The following is an 18,156-nucleotide window of genomic DNA, read 5'->3' on the forward strand; positions in this document are numbered from 1 at the left end:
TTTCGATTCTCTGACATGGCACACGTTTCGTGCGAACAAGCGGCGAAGTGATTGCAGTTGCTTTTAGTGCAGAGTGTCTAGATAAACAAGAGCTGGCGGGGGAAGTTGGTTTTTCTCAGTCGCCTCTGCTTTTGCAGAAGACCACCATCGCCGCTTGGCCCAATACAGTAGATCAGATGAGTTCACAAACCGAACGCACACACAAAGTCGCAGTTTATCCAGCCGTCGACCAGTCGCCGAATGTGTCGAAGATGGAGGAAGACGTCCTCGCTTACTGGCAGGAGCACAACATCTTCAGAGAGACTGTGGAGCGACGTTCGCGTAGGATTGACGGCAAGAACAATGAATATGTCTTCTATGACGGACCACCGTTTGCCAACGGCCTGCCACACTATGGTCATCTCGCCACGGGCTTCGTTAAAGATCTGATCCCTCGCTACCGGACTATGCGAGGCCAGCGAGTCGAACGCCGCTTCGGTTGGGACTGCCATGGTCTGCCGGCAGAACTCACCAGCGAGAAAGAATTGGGCATTTCAGGGCGACAGGAAATCCTTGAATACGGCGTGGAGGAGTTTAATGCGCACTGTCGCAAGTCGGTGCTGCGCTTCACGCAAGAATGGGAGTTTTACGTCACCCGGCAGGGGCGCTGGGTTGATTTTGACAACTCTTACAAGACCATGGACCTTACATTCATGGAGACGGTTCTCTGGGTTTTCAAGGAACTATACAAACAGGGGCTCGTCTATCGGGGTTACCGCGTTGTCCCGTATTCCTGGGCTGTTCAGACTCCGCTCTCAAACTTCGAGACACGTCTCGATAATTCATACCGCGAGAGGCAGGATCCGGCGCTGACTGTGAAGTTTGTCTTGGAAGCGGAGGCAGGCGAGACTGCTCCGATGACGTTGCTCGCTTGGACGACCACTCCATGGACTCTGCCATCCAACCTCGCATTGGCGGTAAATAAGGACCTAACCTATGCGATTATGGAAAAGAATGGGGAAAGGATCGTGCTCGCCGAAGCGGCGCTTGGTACTTACGCCAAGGAACTGACCGAATTCAAACGTGTCGGTTCTGTTGCAGGGAGCAAACTGGTGGGGCGTCGATATACGCCGATCTTTTCCCATTTCTTAGGAACGGCGAATGCTTTTCAGGTCTTGGCAGGCGATTTCGTAACTACTGAACAGGGGACCGGCATTGTCCATATCGCGCCGGGCTTCGGCGAGGACGACCTAGAGCTCGGACAGGCCAATGGCATTGCCATGGTAATTCCGGTGGACGAGCAGGGTAATTTTACCGCAGAAGTACCAGAGTATCACGGTCAGAACGTATTTGACGCCAACAAGGAGATCATTCGCGACCTGAAAACACGCGACGTTGTTTTCCGGCACGAGACTTATCTTCACAGCTATCCGCATTGTTGGCGCACCGATACACCTCTGATCTATAAAGCGATCGATGCCTGGTACGTGAAGGTCTCCGCTTTTCGTGACCGAATGGTGGCGAACAACGAGCAGATCGATTGGGTGCCAGAGCATGTCCGCGACGGCATCTTTGGGACCTGGCTTAAAAACGCTCGCGACTGGAATATCTCGCGCAATCGGTTCTGGGGGTGCCCAATTCCGATTTGGGAAAGTGACGACCCTAACTATCCGCGTATCGACGTTTACGGATCTCTCGACGAGATTGAGCGGGATTTTGGGCGCCGTCCGGATGATCTGCACCGCCCATTTATCGACGAATTCGTGCGTCCGAACCCGGATGATCCGACAGGCAAGTCAATGATGCGCCGAACTTCAGAGGTGCTGGACGTGTGGTTTGATTCTGGGTCGATGCCATTCGCGCAGCTTCATTATCCGTTCGAGAACAAACAGCGCTTTGAAGAAAACTTCCCAGCCGATTTCATTGTCGAGTACATCGCGCAAACACGCGGCTGGTTTTACACACTGATTGTCCTGTCCACCGCATTGATGGATGTGGCCCCCTTCAAGACCTGCGTATGTCATGGCGTCGTTCTTGACGAAAACAAGCAGAAACTGTCGAAGCGATTGAAGAACTACCCCGACCCGATTGATGTCCTAAACGATTACGGCGCGGATGCACTTAGGGTCTACATGTTGTCCTCGCCGCTACTGGTTGGTGGCGACCTTGCTATCGATATCGATGGGCGCGGGATCCGCGAGGCGTTACGTGCGACCATTCTGCCGCTGTGGAACTCCTACTACTTCTTCACGCTGTATGCCAACACCGACGGTTACAAAGCCAAGCTTTCCACGGCCTCTGAGGACATACACGACCGGTATATCCTCGCAAAGACGCGTGAGTTCGTCGAAGGCATTGAAGCCGCTCTGGAACAGGTGCAGATCCCAGATGCTTATGCACTGGTGCCTGGCTTTATTGACGTGCTCAACAACTGGTATATTCGCCGCAATCGAGTGCGCTTCTGGTCGTCAGGCGTCGACCTCGACAAACAGGCAGCCTTCAATACGCTCTACACAGTACTCGTTACTGCCAGCACGGCGCTTGCCCCAATGATGCCTTTCCTAGTCGAGACAATCGTTCGGAACCTAACGGGCGATCGTTCAGTGCATCTGCGTGACTGGCCCGAAGTCTCATCCTTCCCGGTCGAGGATGAATTGAAACAAGAAATGGGTCTTGTGCGAGAAATCTGTTCTGCCGGCATGATGATCCGCTCCCGCAATCAGATGCGTGTGCGCCAACCGCTTCGCCAGCTTACGATCGCACATCCAGCGAGTGAGACTATCGAACGCTACAGAGATACGATCGCCGACGAACTGAACGTGAAGAAAGTGGTATTTGAACTGAGTACGGAAGGAGTGGGTTCAGCGATACTACGAGTCGATCCAAAGATTGGCCGCCGCATCGGCGGTCAGGTACAGCAAGTGCTAAAAGCGGCGAAGGTCGGGGAATGGCATCGGGAGGACGATGGCACAATCAACATCGCAGGCGTCAAACTCGAGAAGGATGATTATACATTCTCAATTTCTTCGCCAGATAGTCACGATGCCGCGCTGATTGACAACGGCGTTGGGGCCGTCATGTTTGATCTTTCGCTCGATCAAACGCTGAGGGATGAGGCAGTGGCTCGCGATTTCATGCGTTTTGTGCAGGAGGCTCGGAAAAAAGCGGAACTGGACGTGAGCGATAGAATCGCAGTTCAGGCCGAGGTTCCCAACCAACTTGTCAATGCGCTCTTGGCTCACAAGGAACATATCCTGAAAGAGACATTATGTGATCAGTTCGAAATGGTTCCTTCTCGGACGCTTGAAAGTGCGGAGGTCTTCAAGATTAACGATCAGACGCTACGAATCTCCTTGAGCGTCGTCTGAACCTTCATTCGAATGTTACGACTTGAGATTTAAAAGATGGGGGCGGAACGGGCCTGATGATGTAGACGCCCGCCGCTGGGGCCCAAGGGACGACCACCAAAAATTACAAACTGTAAATCCGCCTGACTACCGGGACACCAGACTGAGGAATACTAAAGGTCCCATTCTGGAGAAATTTGAGGTGCCATTGAGATACTTTCGGTTCACGATGGAAGGTGGCGATTCGAGCCCCAAGTAGTGGAAAGTCAGTGAAGCAGCGCACTTTGCGCTGGGTCTCTATTTGTCAGAAATTGGGTGAATTTAATGTTCTTTATCTTTCGCAGATGCAACTTTAATTAGCAGTACAGAACTTGTCCATTACCAATAATTGTGCTAATTAATCTGTTAGGCATCGGCTTCGGAGCATTTGTCATGATGCCCGCAAAATGCCGATCAGGCGATTTTATCTTACGGACTACCGCCTGCTCTCCTTCGCTCGACAACAAAGGTAATCAAATCTACTGGAAACGGTCGAATTGCGATGACTATCGTTACGGTGACAGTCCTGTGTTTTCAAGTTTCGAAAATTTTTCGTAAATACTTTTCTCATTGGTTTAGTTTCTTCGTTAGCGTCAAGAATTGAATTGGGTCGGTGCCTTGGTGCCCAGCGTTTCTTGAAATTGCTTAGGTATTGGAGAGCATTGATGGAGTTCGCTATTGAGGTCTGCAATGTTACGAAGACCTACAAGATTGCCAACAACCGCGATGGGAATACCGGCTGGTTTCATTCTCTCGTCAAGCCTGAACGAAAGGAACTGACTGCGGTTTCCGACTTGTCATTTCAGGTGAGCACTGGCGATTCAGTTGGCTACCTTGGGCCGAATGGGGCAGGGAAGTCGACTATGATCAAGATGATGACAGGAATACTGGTGCCAACGAGCGGTACGATAGAGCTGCGCGGGCGACAACCCCACTTGCATAGAAAAGAAAACGCTCAACATATCGGCGTTGTATTCGGTCAAAGAAGCCAGTTATGGTGGGAGTTGCCAGTTGTAGATTCCTTTGAACTGCATAAAATTATGTATTCTTTATCGAATTATTGTTATGAGAGAAATAAAAATTACCTTCTGCAGGTTTTGGAAATCAAAAACTTCTGGAACCAGTCGGTACGTCAACTCAGTCTGGGCCAAAGAATGCGTGCGGAACTGGCGCTTGCTCTAATCCATGAACCGAAAATCTTATTTCTGGACGAACCAACTATCGGTTTGGATATAGAAGCAAAAGAAGCAGTACGGAAAATATTACGCCAAATACAGTCCGAACGTGAACTCACGATTATTCTGACTTCACATGATTTGCAAGATATAAGAGAAATTTGCTCCAAAGTAATTATTGTAAATGGAGGGGAACTAATCTTCGAAGGAACGCTCGATACGCTTCGCGCCCAGATGGGCCCTGAGCGTAGACTTGTTATCACTTTTGCAAAGCCCACAGGAGAATTGAGAATAGCTGGAACAGCACTTATATCGAACGATAAGTTTGAAAAGCATTATTTGATTCAAGACAGAGCAACCTCTTCTGGAAATATTCTTGCTCAATTGAAAGATATCGACAATATTGTTGATTTTTCGGTTAGAGAACTGACGATAGAAGAAATAGTAAAGTCTGTTTATCGCAATGGAAGTATTGTTAAATGTTCTTGAACATTGTAACGTTGTCTTTCAAGGTTAATATTGCTTACCGCTTTGACTTCATCACTGGAATAATTTCGGAGATTGTGCGAGCAGTGGCTCGGATAGCTATTTGGGCCGCAGTCTATGAAACGAATATTCTCATCTCTTCGGCGGCTCCCAGTTTTTCGCAAATGACAACCCATCTGATCATCAGCGGCACGCTCGTAACCCGCTGGGAATTCCAGGGACTGATAAGGAGTATTGATCAATCCGTAAAAAGCGGAGATTTATCAATAAACCTACTTCATCCAATTGATTATCCAATCTATCTTTTTGCAAGAGAAGTTGGAAACTACATTTATTCCGTCGCGATTGTTGCTTTACCTGCGGTTCTCATTTTGTCGTTTTGGTTTGATTTTGACTGGCCAGACAAATTTTCTTATGGACTGCTGTTTGTTGCGTTCTGGTTTGTTGGATTTACAATATTTTTTCTTATCGCATGCCTGTTCGGATTGCTTACAATCTGGCTTATGACTGCGTTTGCTATCGAATGGTTACTCGAGGCACTTATGCCAATACTTGCTGGAATTCTAGTCCCGCTCTGGCTTTTGCCGGAACCGCTTGCTACCCTGGCGAGAATATTACCGTTTGCTTGGATCGGGTACTATCCTTCTCAGATTTATCTCGGACGCATCGAATTGGGTGTCGCATGGATCCTTCTCGTTGGAGGAGTGCTGTGGGTTGGTCTTCTCGTATGCTGGATTTCGTTCCTTTGGCATAGGGCGACGAAACAATTCACGGTTCACGGAGGATGAACGGTGTCGAGCAAAATTCGACTGGCGTGGAAACTTGCAAGTTTGGGCTTCAGAGTTCAGCTTCAATTCAAAGGCTCGTTTTTGCTGAACCGCATTGCGCAGGTCATTGCCTATGGGAGTTCATTCGGTGCCATTTTTATTCTTACCTATCGGATTGGCGGTATGGCAGGCTGGGTTTGGCGAGAACTGCTGTTTCTAATGAGTTTTCAGCTATTGTCATATTCGTTAGGTGCAGCGTTCTGTTTCGTCCAATTCCGCGAACTTGAATCCAATGTCCGGAAGGGCACATTTGATCTTCTTCTGGTAAAGCCGGCACCTGCATGGCTTTACATCATTTTTGCCAAATTTAATTTTGACTACATTGGCCATGTCTGCCTAGCATTGACGCTCATGGCATGGTCGTCAATTCATTTGGTGGATTGGAATTTCATCACGGTCTTGTATCTGTTTGCGGCAATTCTCAATTCCGCAGCGTTGACTGCGTCCATGCTATTAATGATAGGAGCTCTTAGTCTATTTGGTATTCGCGTTTATTACTTGTATGTAATCTTCTTCAGCGTCCTAGAGTTCACGCGCTATCCTATCGTCATTTTTCCACTTCTGCTTCAAGTAACCGTTGTCGTTCTCGTCCCACTGGCCTTTATGAGCTATATTCCTGTGGCATACCTCCTAGACCATCCAATCCCGATTGTCGGTCCCATGGGCGGCGTGTTTGTAATTTTTGTCGGCCCACTTTCTATCTGCGCTGCGACGTTTGTATGGCACAGAGGGCTTGTGAATTACCAAGGAGCGGGCGGTTAAGTCTCGCGCACGGGAAGCCCACTACGAACTTAAGGTCCATCGTCGCAATTGCAATCGCAATCATCGTGATTAAATCCGTCCACACGACGCGGGTCCACCGTTGTTACATGACATACCCAGTCTCCGCGTGACCTCCCCCTCAATCAAGCGGTAATGTTCGGTTAAATCGCGTGGAACGCCGCAAAAGGGTAACCGCTGTGCTACCTCCACATTGTTTTGTCTCCCTCGATCTGTGATTGGCTGATCATGTTGGATCGAGAGTCAAGTTCTCACGGACGGGCGTGATACGGGTAGTCAGCGTCGTTGGCCGGACTATGTGAAGGCACGGATCGTTGCGTCCAGGTGTGAAGGTGAACGAAGTCATGCAGCAGCAGCCTCCACCGGATTCTGACAATCTTGTCCTTTTGTCAACATGGCCCAGATCGTTCGTGCCATCTTGTTTGCCAATGCAATGGCCACCAGCATCCTCGCCTTCCTGGCCAACATTCGCGACAGCCATGATTTCTCCGATATCGTCTTTCGCCCCAGCCAATTCAGATGAGACATCGCGCCCACGATTAGGAGCCGCTTGAAGCCCGAGATCCGAAGCAGTCTTTCCTGAGGTCGCGAAAAAGAGACCAGAATCGGTGTGTCGTGGGTTGGCCGATCGCATAGGTTGTGGCATCATGTCCCTGTCATATGCGGGCTTAGTGCACCGCTGAAGTAGATCTTAAAAGTTTTCGCGATTGATCATAGAATTTGAAGTTTCTGGATTTTTCCAGGAACGCCGCCGAATAAGCGATCGCGCCCGATATTGTGGCTTCGATTTGGATCAAACTCGCAGTAAAGCGGAGCGAAGATGGCAGTAAACGTAGCTTCTAGTCGACGAGTCCAATGGCCTTTTCGACTTTGTTAGAAAGGAGGATAAATATGATCCCTAAGATGACGCATATTGCGATGAGGATTTCCGACTCTGAGTTGCGCGACGCAGAGCATTTTTACTGTGATCTTTTTCGTATGGATGTAGCGTTCCGGGAAACCATGACGCCTGATGGCTGGGCGACCCTTCCTAAAGAGGATGGTTGGCAATTCGCGGACAGGCACAATTTACGGATCGGTCTTGTGATGGTCTATCGTGGAGGTTTCGCTATCGATCTTGAAGCGCGGCCTGTTCCAGTACCCGGCGGGCGGTACTCCCATACCGGCATCGAGGTTACTTCGGAAGAACTGGAGCATATGCGAGAGATTGTCTCGCACTACGACTGCGAAATCAGCCATTCTTCGAGTTCGATACTGGTGTTTGACGATCCTTATGGAATGCGGTGGGAGTTCATGACCCTGTCCTACGACAAGCCGCAGCTATTGAGTGCAGGAGCGCGCGAAGGACGTTGGGCGGAGGCGCTTGTTCAGGTTCAGGCTTAGAGTTCTATTTACCGCCGCGTGCCTACAAAAAGAAGAGCCGAGGGAGCCCACTGTCTCGGCATGTTTTCAGTGATCGCGGAGTGAAAAGAGACTGACGAGCGGCCGATAATAAGACATAGCCCACCCATTTCGTCCGCCGGCGTCATCGTGGGGAACTATTCTGGAAACGGCGGTATCGAAATCGATACCGCCACTTGCCCAGAAGTGTGCGAGTTCGTACCAGGCTTTAGGTGCACGCCACCAGCCGCTCGGGAACGTTAGGTCCAATCGGCTTTGAAGCTGCGCCGCCGTCATCCAGCCCAAGAGATAGCTACACGACATCAATTCGTCTTCTATGGCAGTGCGGGCGATTGTCGGAGCAATCAACACGCCGGTGTGCTCTAGAAGCAGAGAAGCTGCCCGCGAACCGAAATCCGACCGTATGTCACATTCTGCTAGAGACAAAAGAGCCAGACAAGCGTGTTTGCGAACAAGGTAACACTCGAGAAATCGGTTATATCTGGCGATGTCCTGCGCTGCTTTGTTACTGGTGCCTATTAGTTCATCCAGGAAACTGGACTTCTGTCCGAGAAATGCGCATAAAAATGCAGAGATCTCTTGCACCGCATCAAACCATAAGAGCTTGCTCTCCCAAGTGACGTCGCTAGAAATCCCGGCAAATGCTAATCCGTGGCCAATTTCGTGAAGAATCTCGCTGAGGTCTCTGGTACTTCCACCAGGTCGGCTGCTGACAATCACGTGAGCAGGTGGATCGACCGGTGCTGTAAAAGGTCGCGGTGTTTTGCCCGATCGCTGCAGAGTGTCTAATTTGATTTGGGATACCTGGCAGCCGCCGACATAAGCCTGACTGAAAAGGTAGCAGATGGCGGCGGACAGGTCCGCGTATTCGTTGGGTGAGGGGCCTGCCCTGAACATTAGGAAAGTGAGGTCAGCGTCTTGTGTAGGCTCTCCGCCCGCTCCCCACCAATAGTCGCGTTCCTCAAAATAGAATGCCTGCGTGCCGTTTAGGATCGCTTGTGCGCAATGCCGCAACCATGGGGAAGATACGCCGATCAAACTAGCGACGACTGCGGCGTAACCCTTTCCTAGGCGCAGGGTCTCGCAGAGCGTATCCATGCATAGACGCCGCTGAAAGAAGGCCGGTGCTCGGCAGCTAGCATCAGAGACAATTCTTTGATGAAGTAACTGGCGTTCAACGGCGCTCGTTTCGGTCCTGAGCGCATTGCAGATATCAGCCTTTTCGCGTGAGGCAAGACTGCCTTCGTTGTTGACGTCGGCTCCAAGACGTTCGGTTTCTCTCCTGAGGCGTCCGGCGAACCGGAAGAGAAGGCGCAAACTCGCTGCGGGCTGGAAACCACCGTTCAGGCGGACCAGTTCTTCGGAGAACGCTGCGTCGTCAAGCAGATCCGAATATGTTTCGTCGATCTCTTCAATGTTGACTGCTGGATGCCCGAGATATGCATTTGCCTGCGCTGAACGTAGTTCGCGAACGTAGGCATGCAATTGGGCATCGCCTTTTCCGGCCGAAAATTCACCTCTCAGGGGCATATGACCGAGGAATCCCCAATTGGTTGACGCAGATAGCGGCAGCTGCGACACAAGGCATTCTCGACGCGATCGGAAATAAATTCCGTTCGCAGTGCCTGTATGGCCTCGTTATTCCAGATATCTTCCAGACTGCTTTCCCTTACGTTGCCCAGCACGATCTCCTTGTCATAATCAAAACAGCAAACGAGCACGTCACCGTCCCATGTCACATTCAGACTTTCAAAGGGTTCGGTGCAGGAAATGGGCAAAGGTGTCAGAGCCTGGTCGGCCCTGTCGACAATATGTGACCAAGCATTCACGGCTTTGGAACTACCGTTCCATGTCACGAAAGGTTTTCGGTAAACCGCGTCAACACCTGAAACTTGAAGCCAGTAGTTCTCTCGCTCCGCGAGCTTGTCCGCATCAAAGCCGGGAATGTCGATGATGTTAATCACAATTCGGGAAGTGCCGCGCGATGTACGGTGCCTGTGGAGGAACCGATGCATCCATTCAACTGACTGTTCATAAGCCCCATGAACTCCACGGGCGCGTGCAAAGGTGTCGTCGTCATACCCATCGATCGCAAACTGAAGTAATCCGATTTCCGCTGCAAGTAGGCGGCTGACAATTCGTTCGCGCAAGACGGAAGGGTTGAGCGAAAGCGAGGTGAACAGGCCGAGTTCATTGGCCCTGGCGCCGAACTTGTCTAGGCTTCGATGAAGCAGACTTTCGCCGAAATGGTGAAGATACAGGATTCCTCCCGGAGCGTTGTCTTTGTTTAGGCGTGCTAGTTCCTCGATCACGCTAAAAAATACGTCATCTTCCATGAAACCTAGGGAGCGCGTCATATCATGCGTTCGCGGACAGATCTCACATCGCATCGGGCAGTGATTGGTCAACTCGAGATTAGTGATTGAAAACGGTGAGGTTATCTGAGGGCGTAACTGGACCGGGCGGCGTCGTTTCGCCCTGATGGCGTTCGCCAGAGCGAACTTGATGGCATTGTCACGCGGGTTCAGATCACGCGCCTCACGCAAAACTTGAGTATTATCTCTAGCTTTTTCCGTATAGTTCTGATTGCTCATGATAATTTGAATTTTTCCAAGAATTAACAATACGCATTGTTTGCGAAGATGCGATGCGATCACGATATTCATGTTGACACCTGCGGCAGGTTGCCACAAGCTATTCGAGCATGCAATGGCATCATACAACCGTAGCAGAGGGCGGCTTACAAAATGGCTATTTCCAAAATCGCATTTTTTCTTCACGGCACCGTCAATGGCGAAAGTTTTGACATGAACGGCAAGGGGGTAGGGGATCGCTCGCGCGGCACCTGCGAGCTTCACCTTGAGGCGTCGCCCTCGTTCCCTGTTGGATTTGATCCAGTTTCTTGTCCTTTGATCTGCTCGCATCCCACGAGTACGTTCTTCGCCAAATCGGATGCGACTTGCGTTGACCTCGCCCATATTGCCGCTGGTGCCTTCGACATTTCGCCGGCGCGCGAAGGCGTGTTGCGCGACAGCAGCGGCGAAGAACTGCTTCGCCTGTCAGTAACAAGCACGACGCGTCTGGAAGACGATTGCCTCGTCATTCACAACGAGATGACCGGGGTCTCCCGGTTGCCCCGCTTGAAGCGCAATGTGACCCCGTTGCGCGACTACATCATGCCCGCCGGTCCCGGACGCGCCACCGCGCTCATCCGCTATCAGCTGGAAACGGAAGCAGGTGCTCTGCTCGACGGCGTGACCACCGTTCCTTATGCCTGGGCTGGCATGAACAACCTGCCGGAGCCGCTGGTGAGAAACGTTCACGACATCACCGTAAACTGGGATGGAAGGACAAAGGTCTCCGCGTTCTACAACGTGTCCATCGCCGCCCTAGAGGAGAAATCACTGCCGTTCAGCGACCGGCAGGTTGTCAAGGAAGCAGCAGATGTTGAAGCCTGAAAAAATCGCCAATGACGTGGAGGAGTTCGATGCGTTCGGCGTAGCGAGAGTGACCTCCACGGAGTTGCAAAAGATCCGTGATCATCTGACGCCAGAAATCGCCTACTCGCTCGTCGTGGCATCCCTGAACCGTCAGATCAACCAGCTCGACGCCAAGCAGGGAGAAGCCCCGATCATCGGCGTCAATGTCGAATTACCAATGGGTTGGTAACCTCTCTCACCTTTTCGCTGGGCGGTGATCAACATCACCGCCCAGTCGTTCTTTTATTTATTCGACCAGTCTTATTTGCATCCCGGAGCGAGCATGATGTTGTCGAACCCAGCCTCCAAGAGCGTCGTGCTGGCATTTAGACAGATTCCACAAACAATCGGAGCAGCGAACTTATTGGCCGAGCAATGCGACCGGCAACTTCTTGTCGCTGACTTCGACGAAACTTCCCTGGAGGCTGCATTTCGGAAAGCTCCAACCGATGGCTCAGTGTGCATCGTCGCAGGTCCAGTATCGGCTACAAAGTCATGGGAGGGGTCAAATGACGGTATTTCGCTACAACAAATGGGAATGCTCCTGCGCTCATGCCGATGCGCGTCGGAAAATCGGCCAGGTACCGCATTCGGTATTGTCACAGCACCGGACTCTGACCGTTTTCACTCGCACGTGCACAAGGGAAAGTCCGTGCTTGAAGCTTTGCGCACCGAGGCGGTTCTTGCCATTCCAAGAACAGGGCCGACATGGTCGGCAGACGATCGGCCGCAAATTCCAGTCGAACTGGGTGGCCCTGTTTCGACCCTGCCAACAAGTGCACTGTTGTGCTATCTCGACGACGTTAAGAGCCGGCGGTTCTCCACCATTATTGTTGAAGGCCACGGTCGCAGTTATTGTGTAAACGAAGGCCAGTTTTGCGGGGGTGGAGAAGGAGGCGTCGCTGATGGCGAATCCAAGTTCACTTGTCTTGACCGGCTCGACTGTGCAAGCTCACGGCATCTCCGGCTTCCCGTCGATACGTTTTCTGCGGGTCTAATGATCCTAGATGCCTGCGAGGCTGGAAGCTTTGTCAGCCCCGCGGTGCGGATGGGATTTCCGCCAATCAGTGTCGGTGCCCTTCGGCAAATCGAAGCGGTCATCGCCACCGATGTTGCAGTCGTGCGTCGCAACGATGATGTGAAACGCATTGTCGAATGTGCCAGGCGATGTCGAACATTGGGTGACCTAGTCGTTGCAATCAATCGACTGCGCACGCGCGGAAACCCGCGCATGCCATATCATCTTCTGGGTGATCCGGAGTGGCCGTGTCCAGCCTACCTCTCCAATACGTATGCCTCGGTGCAGACAGAGGTAGATCAACGGGAGATGTCGCTGAGCCTATCTGCGCCGCTGAAAGAAGCGCTTAACGCCATCCATCAACAAGCGCTTGCCGGTGGTTCAGTCTCTCAGCTGTTGAATTGTATGTCTAGAGCCCTTGCGGACGTTATCACTCGCGCGGAAACGGTAGCTTGGCCGCATGGACTTTGGTCCGTCGCCTCAGTCGCGACAGACGTAGTCCGCACGCCTTGTCCAAGTTGCGGCATCCCTGAACAGTTTGTGCGGTCCTACAAGAGCTTCGATGGCAATCGCGTGTTTGTTGACTGCGGCCACTGCAGGCTACTGTTTGATTATCCGGCTAAATCTACCACCACCTTGTCCATTTCAAGTGCTTGCTCCAATACTTTCCCCGTCGGCGAGAGTGCAGAATTCGTTGTGACGATTTGTGCTGGCTCCGAAGGATGCGTCGGAGTTGTCGCGATCAGCAGCGGTGCGGAAACTGGTGGGCCGAGCATACATCCAAAGATCCATGAGGTGGCACTGGGGCTCGGTCAGAGTAAATCCCTGTCGATCACGTGTATACTGGACGATCCTCACCAAACCGCACAGATATACTATCTGAAAGTCATGGCCATTTTGAATGGACAAATTCACCTAACTGGCGCGCCAGTAGTCGTCAGTCACGGATCCCAGCAGAGGAGTGAGGCGTGACTGGTAGGCCTCCTGTCGACCGCTGGCACTATTTTGGAATGTTGCGTTCGGCGGCCTCCTGGTCTCACGTCGCCCGCGAGATCATCAAGGCTCTTGATCGAGTCGGTTGTACGGTTTCAGTAACAGAGATGGTTACGGACCGTTACGATGGCGGTTTTGAGCTGACCGGATTGCCCGCAAGCACGAAAGAAGCGGCTAGTCCCGCGATCGGACTAAGTTTTGAAGATCCGCGACTACTGCGAAACATTCGTCACCGACCGATGGTCTCTATGATCGTCACTGAGGCTAACTACATTCCTGAACCTTGGGTAGAGCCACTGCAGCGGATCGAAAAGGTCGTCGTGCCGTCTCGCTTCGTATGGACGGCCTGTCGGCGTGCCGGCATTGCCGGAGAAAAATTGTCAATCGTTCCGCATGGCTTCGACCCTGCTGTTTTCAGACCAAGGAACTTCCACTACAAATCTGGACCAGTCCGGGCCCTTTATATTGGTTCGACCGCATATCGAAAGGGGTTGGACATCCTGCTCAACGCCGTGGAACGCTTGGGAGATTTGAAAGACAGGCTGACTTTGACGCTGAAATTGACGGACTATCCGGACGTAGCAACACGTTCCTACGTCAACAACACTTGGCGAATTCAGGTGGCCCGCTTAGCCGAATGCGGCTTTTCGATCGACGTCATCGAGGATTGGTTGTCGCCGAAGGAGTTGAACAGGATAATGGCTGGCTCCGATATATTGTGTCAGCCTCACCGCGGGGAAGGCTTTTGCCTCCCGTTGCTTGAGGCGGCAGCAACAGGGATGGCCATTCTCACAACAGACTGGGGTGGTGCATTGGACTACTTGAATGCGCACAGCGCCGTTTTGATACCAGCAACTGAGGAATACTCGGCGCGCCAACAATTGCCCGAACCGGACATGTGGTCGGAGGACGCACGACTGTTTGGTCCCACAGTCGAAAATGTCGCCTTAGCCTTGGCCGAACTCGTGGAGTCGCAAGATACTCGCAGAAGGCTTGGACGTTCCGCTCAGCAGACCACAAAGCACCTAACCTGGATTAACGCGGCCAAACGGCTGCAGGAGGTGTCCCTAGATCTTACGAGCGCGCAGGTGTCAGCCGAATGATCGAGCTAGCGAAACAGCCGATCGGAATTGCATTTCGCCACCTTTTGACGAATGCCCGAAATGACATACGACAGCAATTCCCGCACCGCTTACCGCCTATTAGGTCGGCGATTTGGGGACCAATCTGACCTCTCCGTTTTAGTCATTGCCCTTCCCCAGAGCCTTATCCAAGGATGAACCAATGGACGCTGCGACAATTGAGAATCATGATCGAGTCATCTCCCGCAAAGTCTCACTTCCCTGGACGCTGGTGCACAATCATCCCGAATGGTTGCCTCATAGCGCTGATGGTCGTTGCCTTGAAACCGAGCTATGTGCCGCAGCGCCTTCGAGAGACATTCAGTTTTGCTTTCGCACCTCACGAGATGTAATCGATGTCCGGGGCCGGTTCAGGGATGTGTTAGTCGGCAGAAACCGATATATCATGAAGCAAACCGTGCCATATTTTGCAGAACAAGAAGTTCATATTGCAACCTATATTCGCTCGCTTCCGGTTTATAGAACGGTGGCGGAGCAAACAGGCGTCACTTTCTGCTCCTACTTCCTGTTGAGCACCTCGCCTTACCGAAGTTGGGTTGTTTCAGAGGCGCGAGGCGTATCGTTGAGCGATGCCCTTGTTCTCAACTCGGATCCAACGCGCTCTGTCGACGCCGACGAGACGCTCCGAACATGCCTGCTCGCAAGCAAAAGGTGCGGAGTTTTCCTTGCCGGTCTTTTACCGCGCAATATTCTGCTACTCGACGATAAAACCATCGAAATAATCGATTTTGAAGAATGCAGCTTTGTTTCAACTGAGCCAATTTATCTTGATAGACTGAAATATACGAGGATAATCGAACAGTGGAAATCTTGCGGGGCGAAGGATCCAGAAAGTATTTTCAACGATCACCGTGTTTTCCCTCGAAGCCCCTCCAAAGATATATTATCTTTTGAGGACCTGATTACGTTTCAAACTATCGCACATTTTCTAGGGCGACAATACGATGAAGAAGATTTCGACGAAATTGCAACGTATTGGTACCTAATTCAACCAATTTGTCTTGCGCAGAGTACTTATTTAGAAGGTCAGGACTATCTACAACCTGGTGAAATTTTACGATTCGTCCGCTCATTATGCGATACTGAAACCTACGTCCTTTTCTGTATGAGCTTCGCCGCGATTCGCGTTTTTCTTCCAGAGAAAGTATTCTCCGAAATTCTCGAGTTTCAAACACGGATGGTTGCAGTCGTTCTCGAGTATGGTGGGGCGAACTCCGGTCAAATAAATAAGGTCGAATTAGCTAAGAACAATACGCGGTTACTAGTTTTCTTCAATACTATTCTATTTAGCATTGTTCATGAAAACATGACATTACCTATTGATCGGGAAAGATTTCAAGCTGCATTTGACCGGATCCAGTTTTCAGGCATCCCAATGCTGGACGATACGTTTGCGAAAATGCGCACAGCACTGGAGAAAGAATGCGGGATGATTTTCCGCTCGGACGATATGCGCTTCAATTCAGTTCGAGGCATTCTTGAGAACGTCGGGGCAACGGTTAAATACCCAGATGCAACGGCGGTAATAGACCGCCTGTTTCGTTTTAATGAATGAATTAAGACGTCCAAATGGACTATTCAGCCCATGCCGGCCCGCAATTTCCTTTCAAGCCTCCCACGACAACCCCATGGGTCAAAATTCGCATGTGCGGATTAACTCAATTTGCTCTCGACTGTAAAAACACGTGCGGGCATTCTTGTGCGGGTTGTTCATTCCATCGATCCTGAAACTGATTGTGTTTGGTCACCAACCAGTCTCAGACCTTCAATGCGAATGAACAACCTTCTTGGAACTCACACCTAGCGCAACAAGGATGAGGAATGCAGCCTTCGACTGGCACTCTCCACGCGCGCGTTGTAAAGACATGCTGTTGGCGCGCGGCTCACAATATGACCAAAACGCGATTGGTGTCGCCCTGCACTGCAGTGCCATCGCAGGAAGATGCCCGCAAAGGGTTTGGATAAAAGCATCAGGAGCGCACTTTCCGGTTCCCAATTGAACACCTGTCAATGATACCTCAAATTTCCCCGCAGAATCGGCAAAGTCTCAGACAGTCGCCAGATGAAGTCGAAGGCAGGCCGATGAGTGGCCGAACGTAACGGAGACGGACTTGGCACATCGTATCAAACTCAACGACCTAATCGAAGCGTCGACGGCGATTCAGGCAAAGCCAATTCGCACCGCCACCCTATCGGTCCGAGATACCGGTAGTTAGCGATGTCCAGTTGACACAATCCCCTTATGAGGGTTTAATATACTTGTGCAATTTTAAGGTGTGTCTGTTGAGCCGATCGCAAGTGTTTGATGCTGCTGAGAGGCACCTCCGTCGCCAGTTTGAAGTAACGTGAAGTGTCACTAATCTGCAAAATGAATCGTTCGAGTTGTTCTAGGTGTTTGATCCCTGTTTTTGATGGTGCAGTCTTTTCTCCCCAATGGTAGGATGCACTATGGGACAAGTTTTACACGGCAGCGCCACAACGACAGAGGCGATCCGTCGAGCAATACAAAATAGTCAAGAGAGCCTGAGGGCGCTTTCAAAGCGATACGGCATCAATCAAAAGACTGTCGCAAAGTGGAAGCGTCGAACTTCCACGGCCGACTTGCGAACCGGACCGAAAGAGCCTCGTTCGACGGTTCTGTCCGTCGAGGACGAAGCGATCATTGTGGCTTTCCGTCGCCACACGCTCTTGCCACTGGACGATTGCCTTTACGCCCTTCAGCCGACGCTCCCGCATCTGACCCGTTCTTCACTACATCGCTGCCTGCAACGTCATGGTATCAGCCGCTTGCCCGAAGTCGGAGGCGACAAGCCAGCAAAGAAAAAGTTCAAGCGCTACCCGATTGGCTATTTCCATATCGACTTCGCCGAAGTCCGCACAGCCGAAGGCAAACTTTACCTTTACGTTGCGATTGACCGCACGTCCAAATTCGCCTTCGTGCAGGTCGTTCGCAAGACAGGTCGAACATCGGCTTCAGCCTTCCTCGTGGCTCTCATTGAGGCCGTGCCCTACAAGATCCATACCGTTCTCACAGACAATGGAATCCAGTTTACCTTTCCACCACGTTATGCCGATGGCCCGACAGCACGATACATGACCCACATGTTTGACATGAGATGCAGGGAAAACGGCATCGAGCATCGTCTGACGAAGGTGAAACACCCCTGGACAAACGGCCAAGTCGAAAGGATGAACCGGACAATCAAGGAGGCAACGGTCAAACGCTTCCACTACGATGATCATAGCCAGTTCGAAGCCCATCTTCAGGACTTCATCAACGCCTACAATTTCGGGCGCCGACTGAAAACTCTGCGCGGGCTAACGCCCTATGAATACATTTGCCAGAGATGGACTTCAGAGTCTGAACGTTTCACACTTAACCCGACCCATCAAATGCCGGGACTAAACACCTAATCCAGACTGACCGTCGAAGAATTTCTATCGACCTCATCCACGGAGGAGCTTCGAAACCGGGTGTTTTGCCAGCATC

Annotated in this window: 13 protein-coding genes and 1 pseudogene; 11 read left to right on the top strand and 3 right to left on the bottom strand. The window is 51.3% G+C overall.

The annotated features are described in order from the left end of the window. The first annotated feature begins 29 nt into the window (after nt 1-29). From ileS to CLV41_RS26705, 4 genes are all read left to right on the top strand, one after another. Nucleotides 30-3,347: an isoleucine--tRNA ligase gene (gene ileS / locus CLV41_RS26690; RefSeq protein ID WP_235867271.1), complete on the top strand. Its 3,318-nt coding sequence runs from the start codon at nt 30-32 to the stop codon at nt 3,345-3,347. Nucleotides 3,348-4,030: 683 nt separating this feature from the next. Next, complete coding sequence (locus tag CLV41_RS26695; protein WP_103225551.1) at nt 4,031-5,029, top strand: ABC transporter ATP-binding protein; 999 nt, start codon at nt 4,031-4,033, stop codon at nt 5,027-5,029. Next, a complete protein-coding gene (locus CLV41_RS26700) occupies nt 5,020-5,814 on the top strand; it encodes an ABC transporter permease (RefSeq protein WP_103225552.1) in 795 nt (264 codons plus the stop codon). Before CLV41_RS26695 ends, CLV41_RS26700 begins: the two co-directional genes overlap by 10 nt. Before the next feature lie 3 nt (nt 5,815-5,817). Then, complete coding sequence (locus tag CLV41_RS26705; protein ID WP_103225553.1) at nt 5,818-6,615, top strand: ABC transporter permease; 798 nt, start codon at nt 5,818-5,820, stop codon at nt 6,613-6,615. 360 nt (nt 6,616-6,975) lie between these two features. Here CLV41_RS26705 and CLV41_RS28460 read toward each other — a convergent pair. Beyond that, a pseudogene (locus CLV41_RS28460) lies at nt 6,976-7,215 on the bottom strand (IS110 family transposase); the annotation flags it as partial. Nucleotides 7,216-7,524: 309 nt separating this feature from the next. Between CLV41_RS28460 and CLV41_RS26715 the strand changes: the two are divergent. Next, a complete protein-coding gene (locus tag CLV41_RS26715; RefSeq protein ID WP_103225554.1) occupies nt 7,525-8,016 on the top strand; it encodes a VOC family protein in 492 nt (163 codons plus the stop codon). 66 nt (nt 8,017-8,082) lie between these two features. Here CLV41_RS26715 and CLV41_RS26720 read toward each other — a convergent pair whose 3' ends face one another. After that, nucleotides 8,083-9,519, bottom strand: a complete 1,437-nt coding sequence (locus CLV41_RS26720; RefSeq protein WP_103225555.1) for a gluzincin family metallopeptidase — start codon at nt 9,517-9,519, stop codon at nt 8,083-8,085. Between the two features lie 35 nt (nt 9,520-9,554). Then, on the bottom strand, nt 9,555-10,700 hold the full coding sequence (locus CLV41_RS26725) for a radical SAM/SPASM domain-containing protein (protein WP_170107337.1): 1,146 nt from the start codon (nt 10,698-10,700) through the stop codon (nt 9,555-9,557). Between the two features lie 81 nt (nt 10,701-10,781). Between CLV41_RS26725 and CLV41_RS27900 the strand changes: the two genes are divergently transcribed. The 6 genes from CLV41_RS27900 to CLV41_RS26755 all read left to right on the top strand — a co-directional run bounded on the left by CLV41_RS27900 (nt 10,782) and on the right by CLV41_RS26755 (nt 18,080). Beyond that, nucleotides 10,782-11,492, top strand: coding sequence for a hypothetical protein (locus CLV41_RS27900; protein WP_103225546.1), 711 nt, complete (start codon nt 10,782-10,784; stop codon nt 11,490-11,492). Further along, complete coding sequence (locus CLV41_RS26735; protein ID WP_146048647.1) at nt 11,479-11,703, top strand: hypothetical protein; 225 nt, start codon at nt 11,479-11,481, stop codon at nt 11,701-11,703. The genes CLV41_RS27900 and CLV41_RS26735 overlap by 14 nt, the downstream gene beginning before the upstream one ends. Before the next feature lie 24 nt (nt 11,704-11,727). Continuing rightward, the gene (locus CLV41_RS27665; RefSeq protein WP_146048648.1) at nt 11,728-13,503 is read left to right on the top strand and encodes a hypothetical protein; all 1,776 of its coding nucleotides are present in this window, start codon (nt 11,728-11,730) and stop codon (nt 13,501-13,503) included. Then, nucleotides 13,500-14,627: a glycosyltransferase family 4 protein gene (locus CLV41_RS26745; protein ID WP_146048649.1), complete on the top strand. Its 1,128-nt coding sequence runs from the start codon at nt 13,500-13,502 to the stop codon at nt 14,625-14,627. The genes CLV41_RS27665 and CLV41_RS26745 overlap by 4 nt, the downstream gene beginning before the upstream one ends. A 181-nt stretch (nt 14,628-14,808) precedes the next feature. Beyond that, the gene (locus CLV41_RS26750) at nt 14,809-16,221 is read left to right on the top strand and encodes a hypothetical protein (protein WP_146048650.1); all 1,413 of its coding nucleotides are present in this window, start codon (nt 14,809-14,811) and stop codon (nt 16,219-16,221) included. A gap of 893 nt (nt 16,222-17,114) precedes the next feature. Next, nucleotides 17,115-18,080: an IS481 family transposase gene (locus tag CLV41_RS26755; protein ID WP_103225561.1), complete on the top strand. Its 966-nt coding sequence runs from the start codon at nt 17,115-17,117 to the stop codon at nt 18,078-18,080. The last annotated feature ends 76 nt before the right edge of the window (nt 18,081-18,156 follow it).

This window comes from Roseibium marinum (assembly GCF_002906165.1).
GTDB lineage: Bacteria > Pseudomonadota > Alphaproteobacteria > Rhizobiales > Stappiaceae > Roseibium > Roseibium marinum.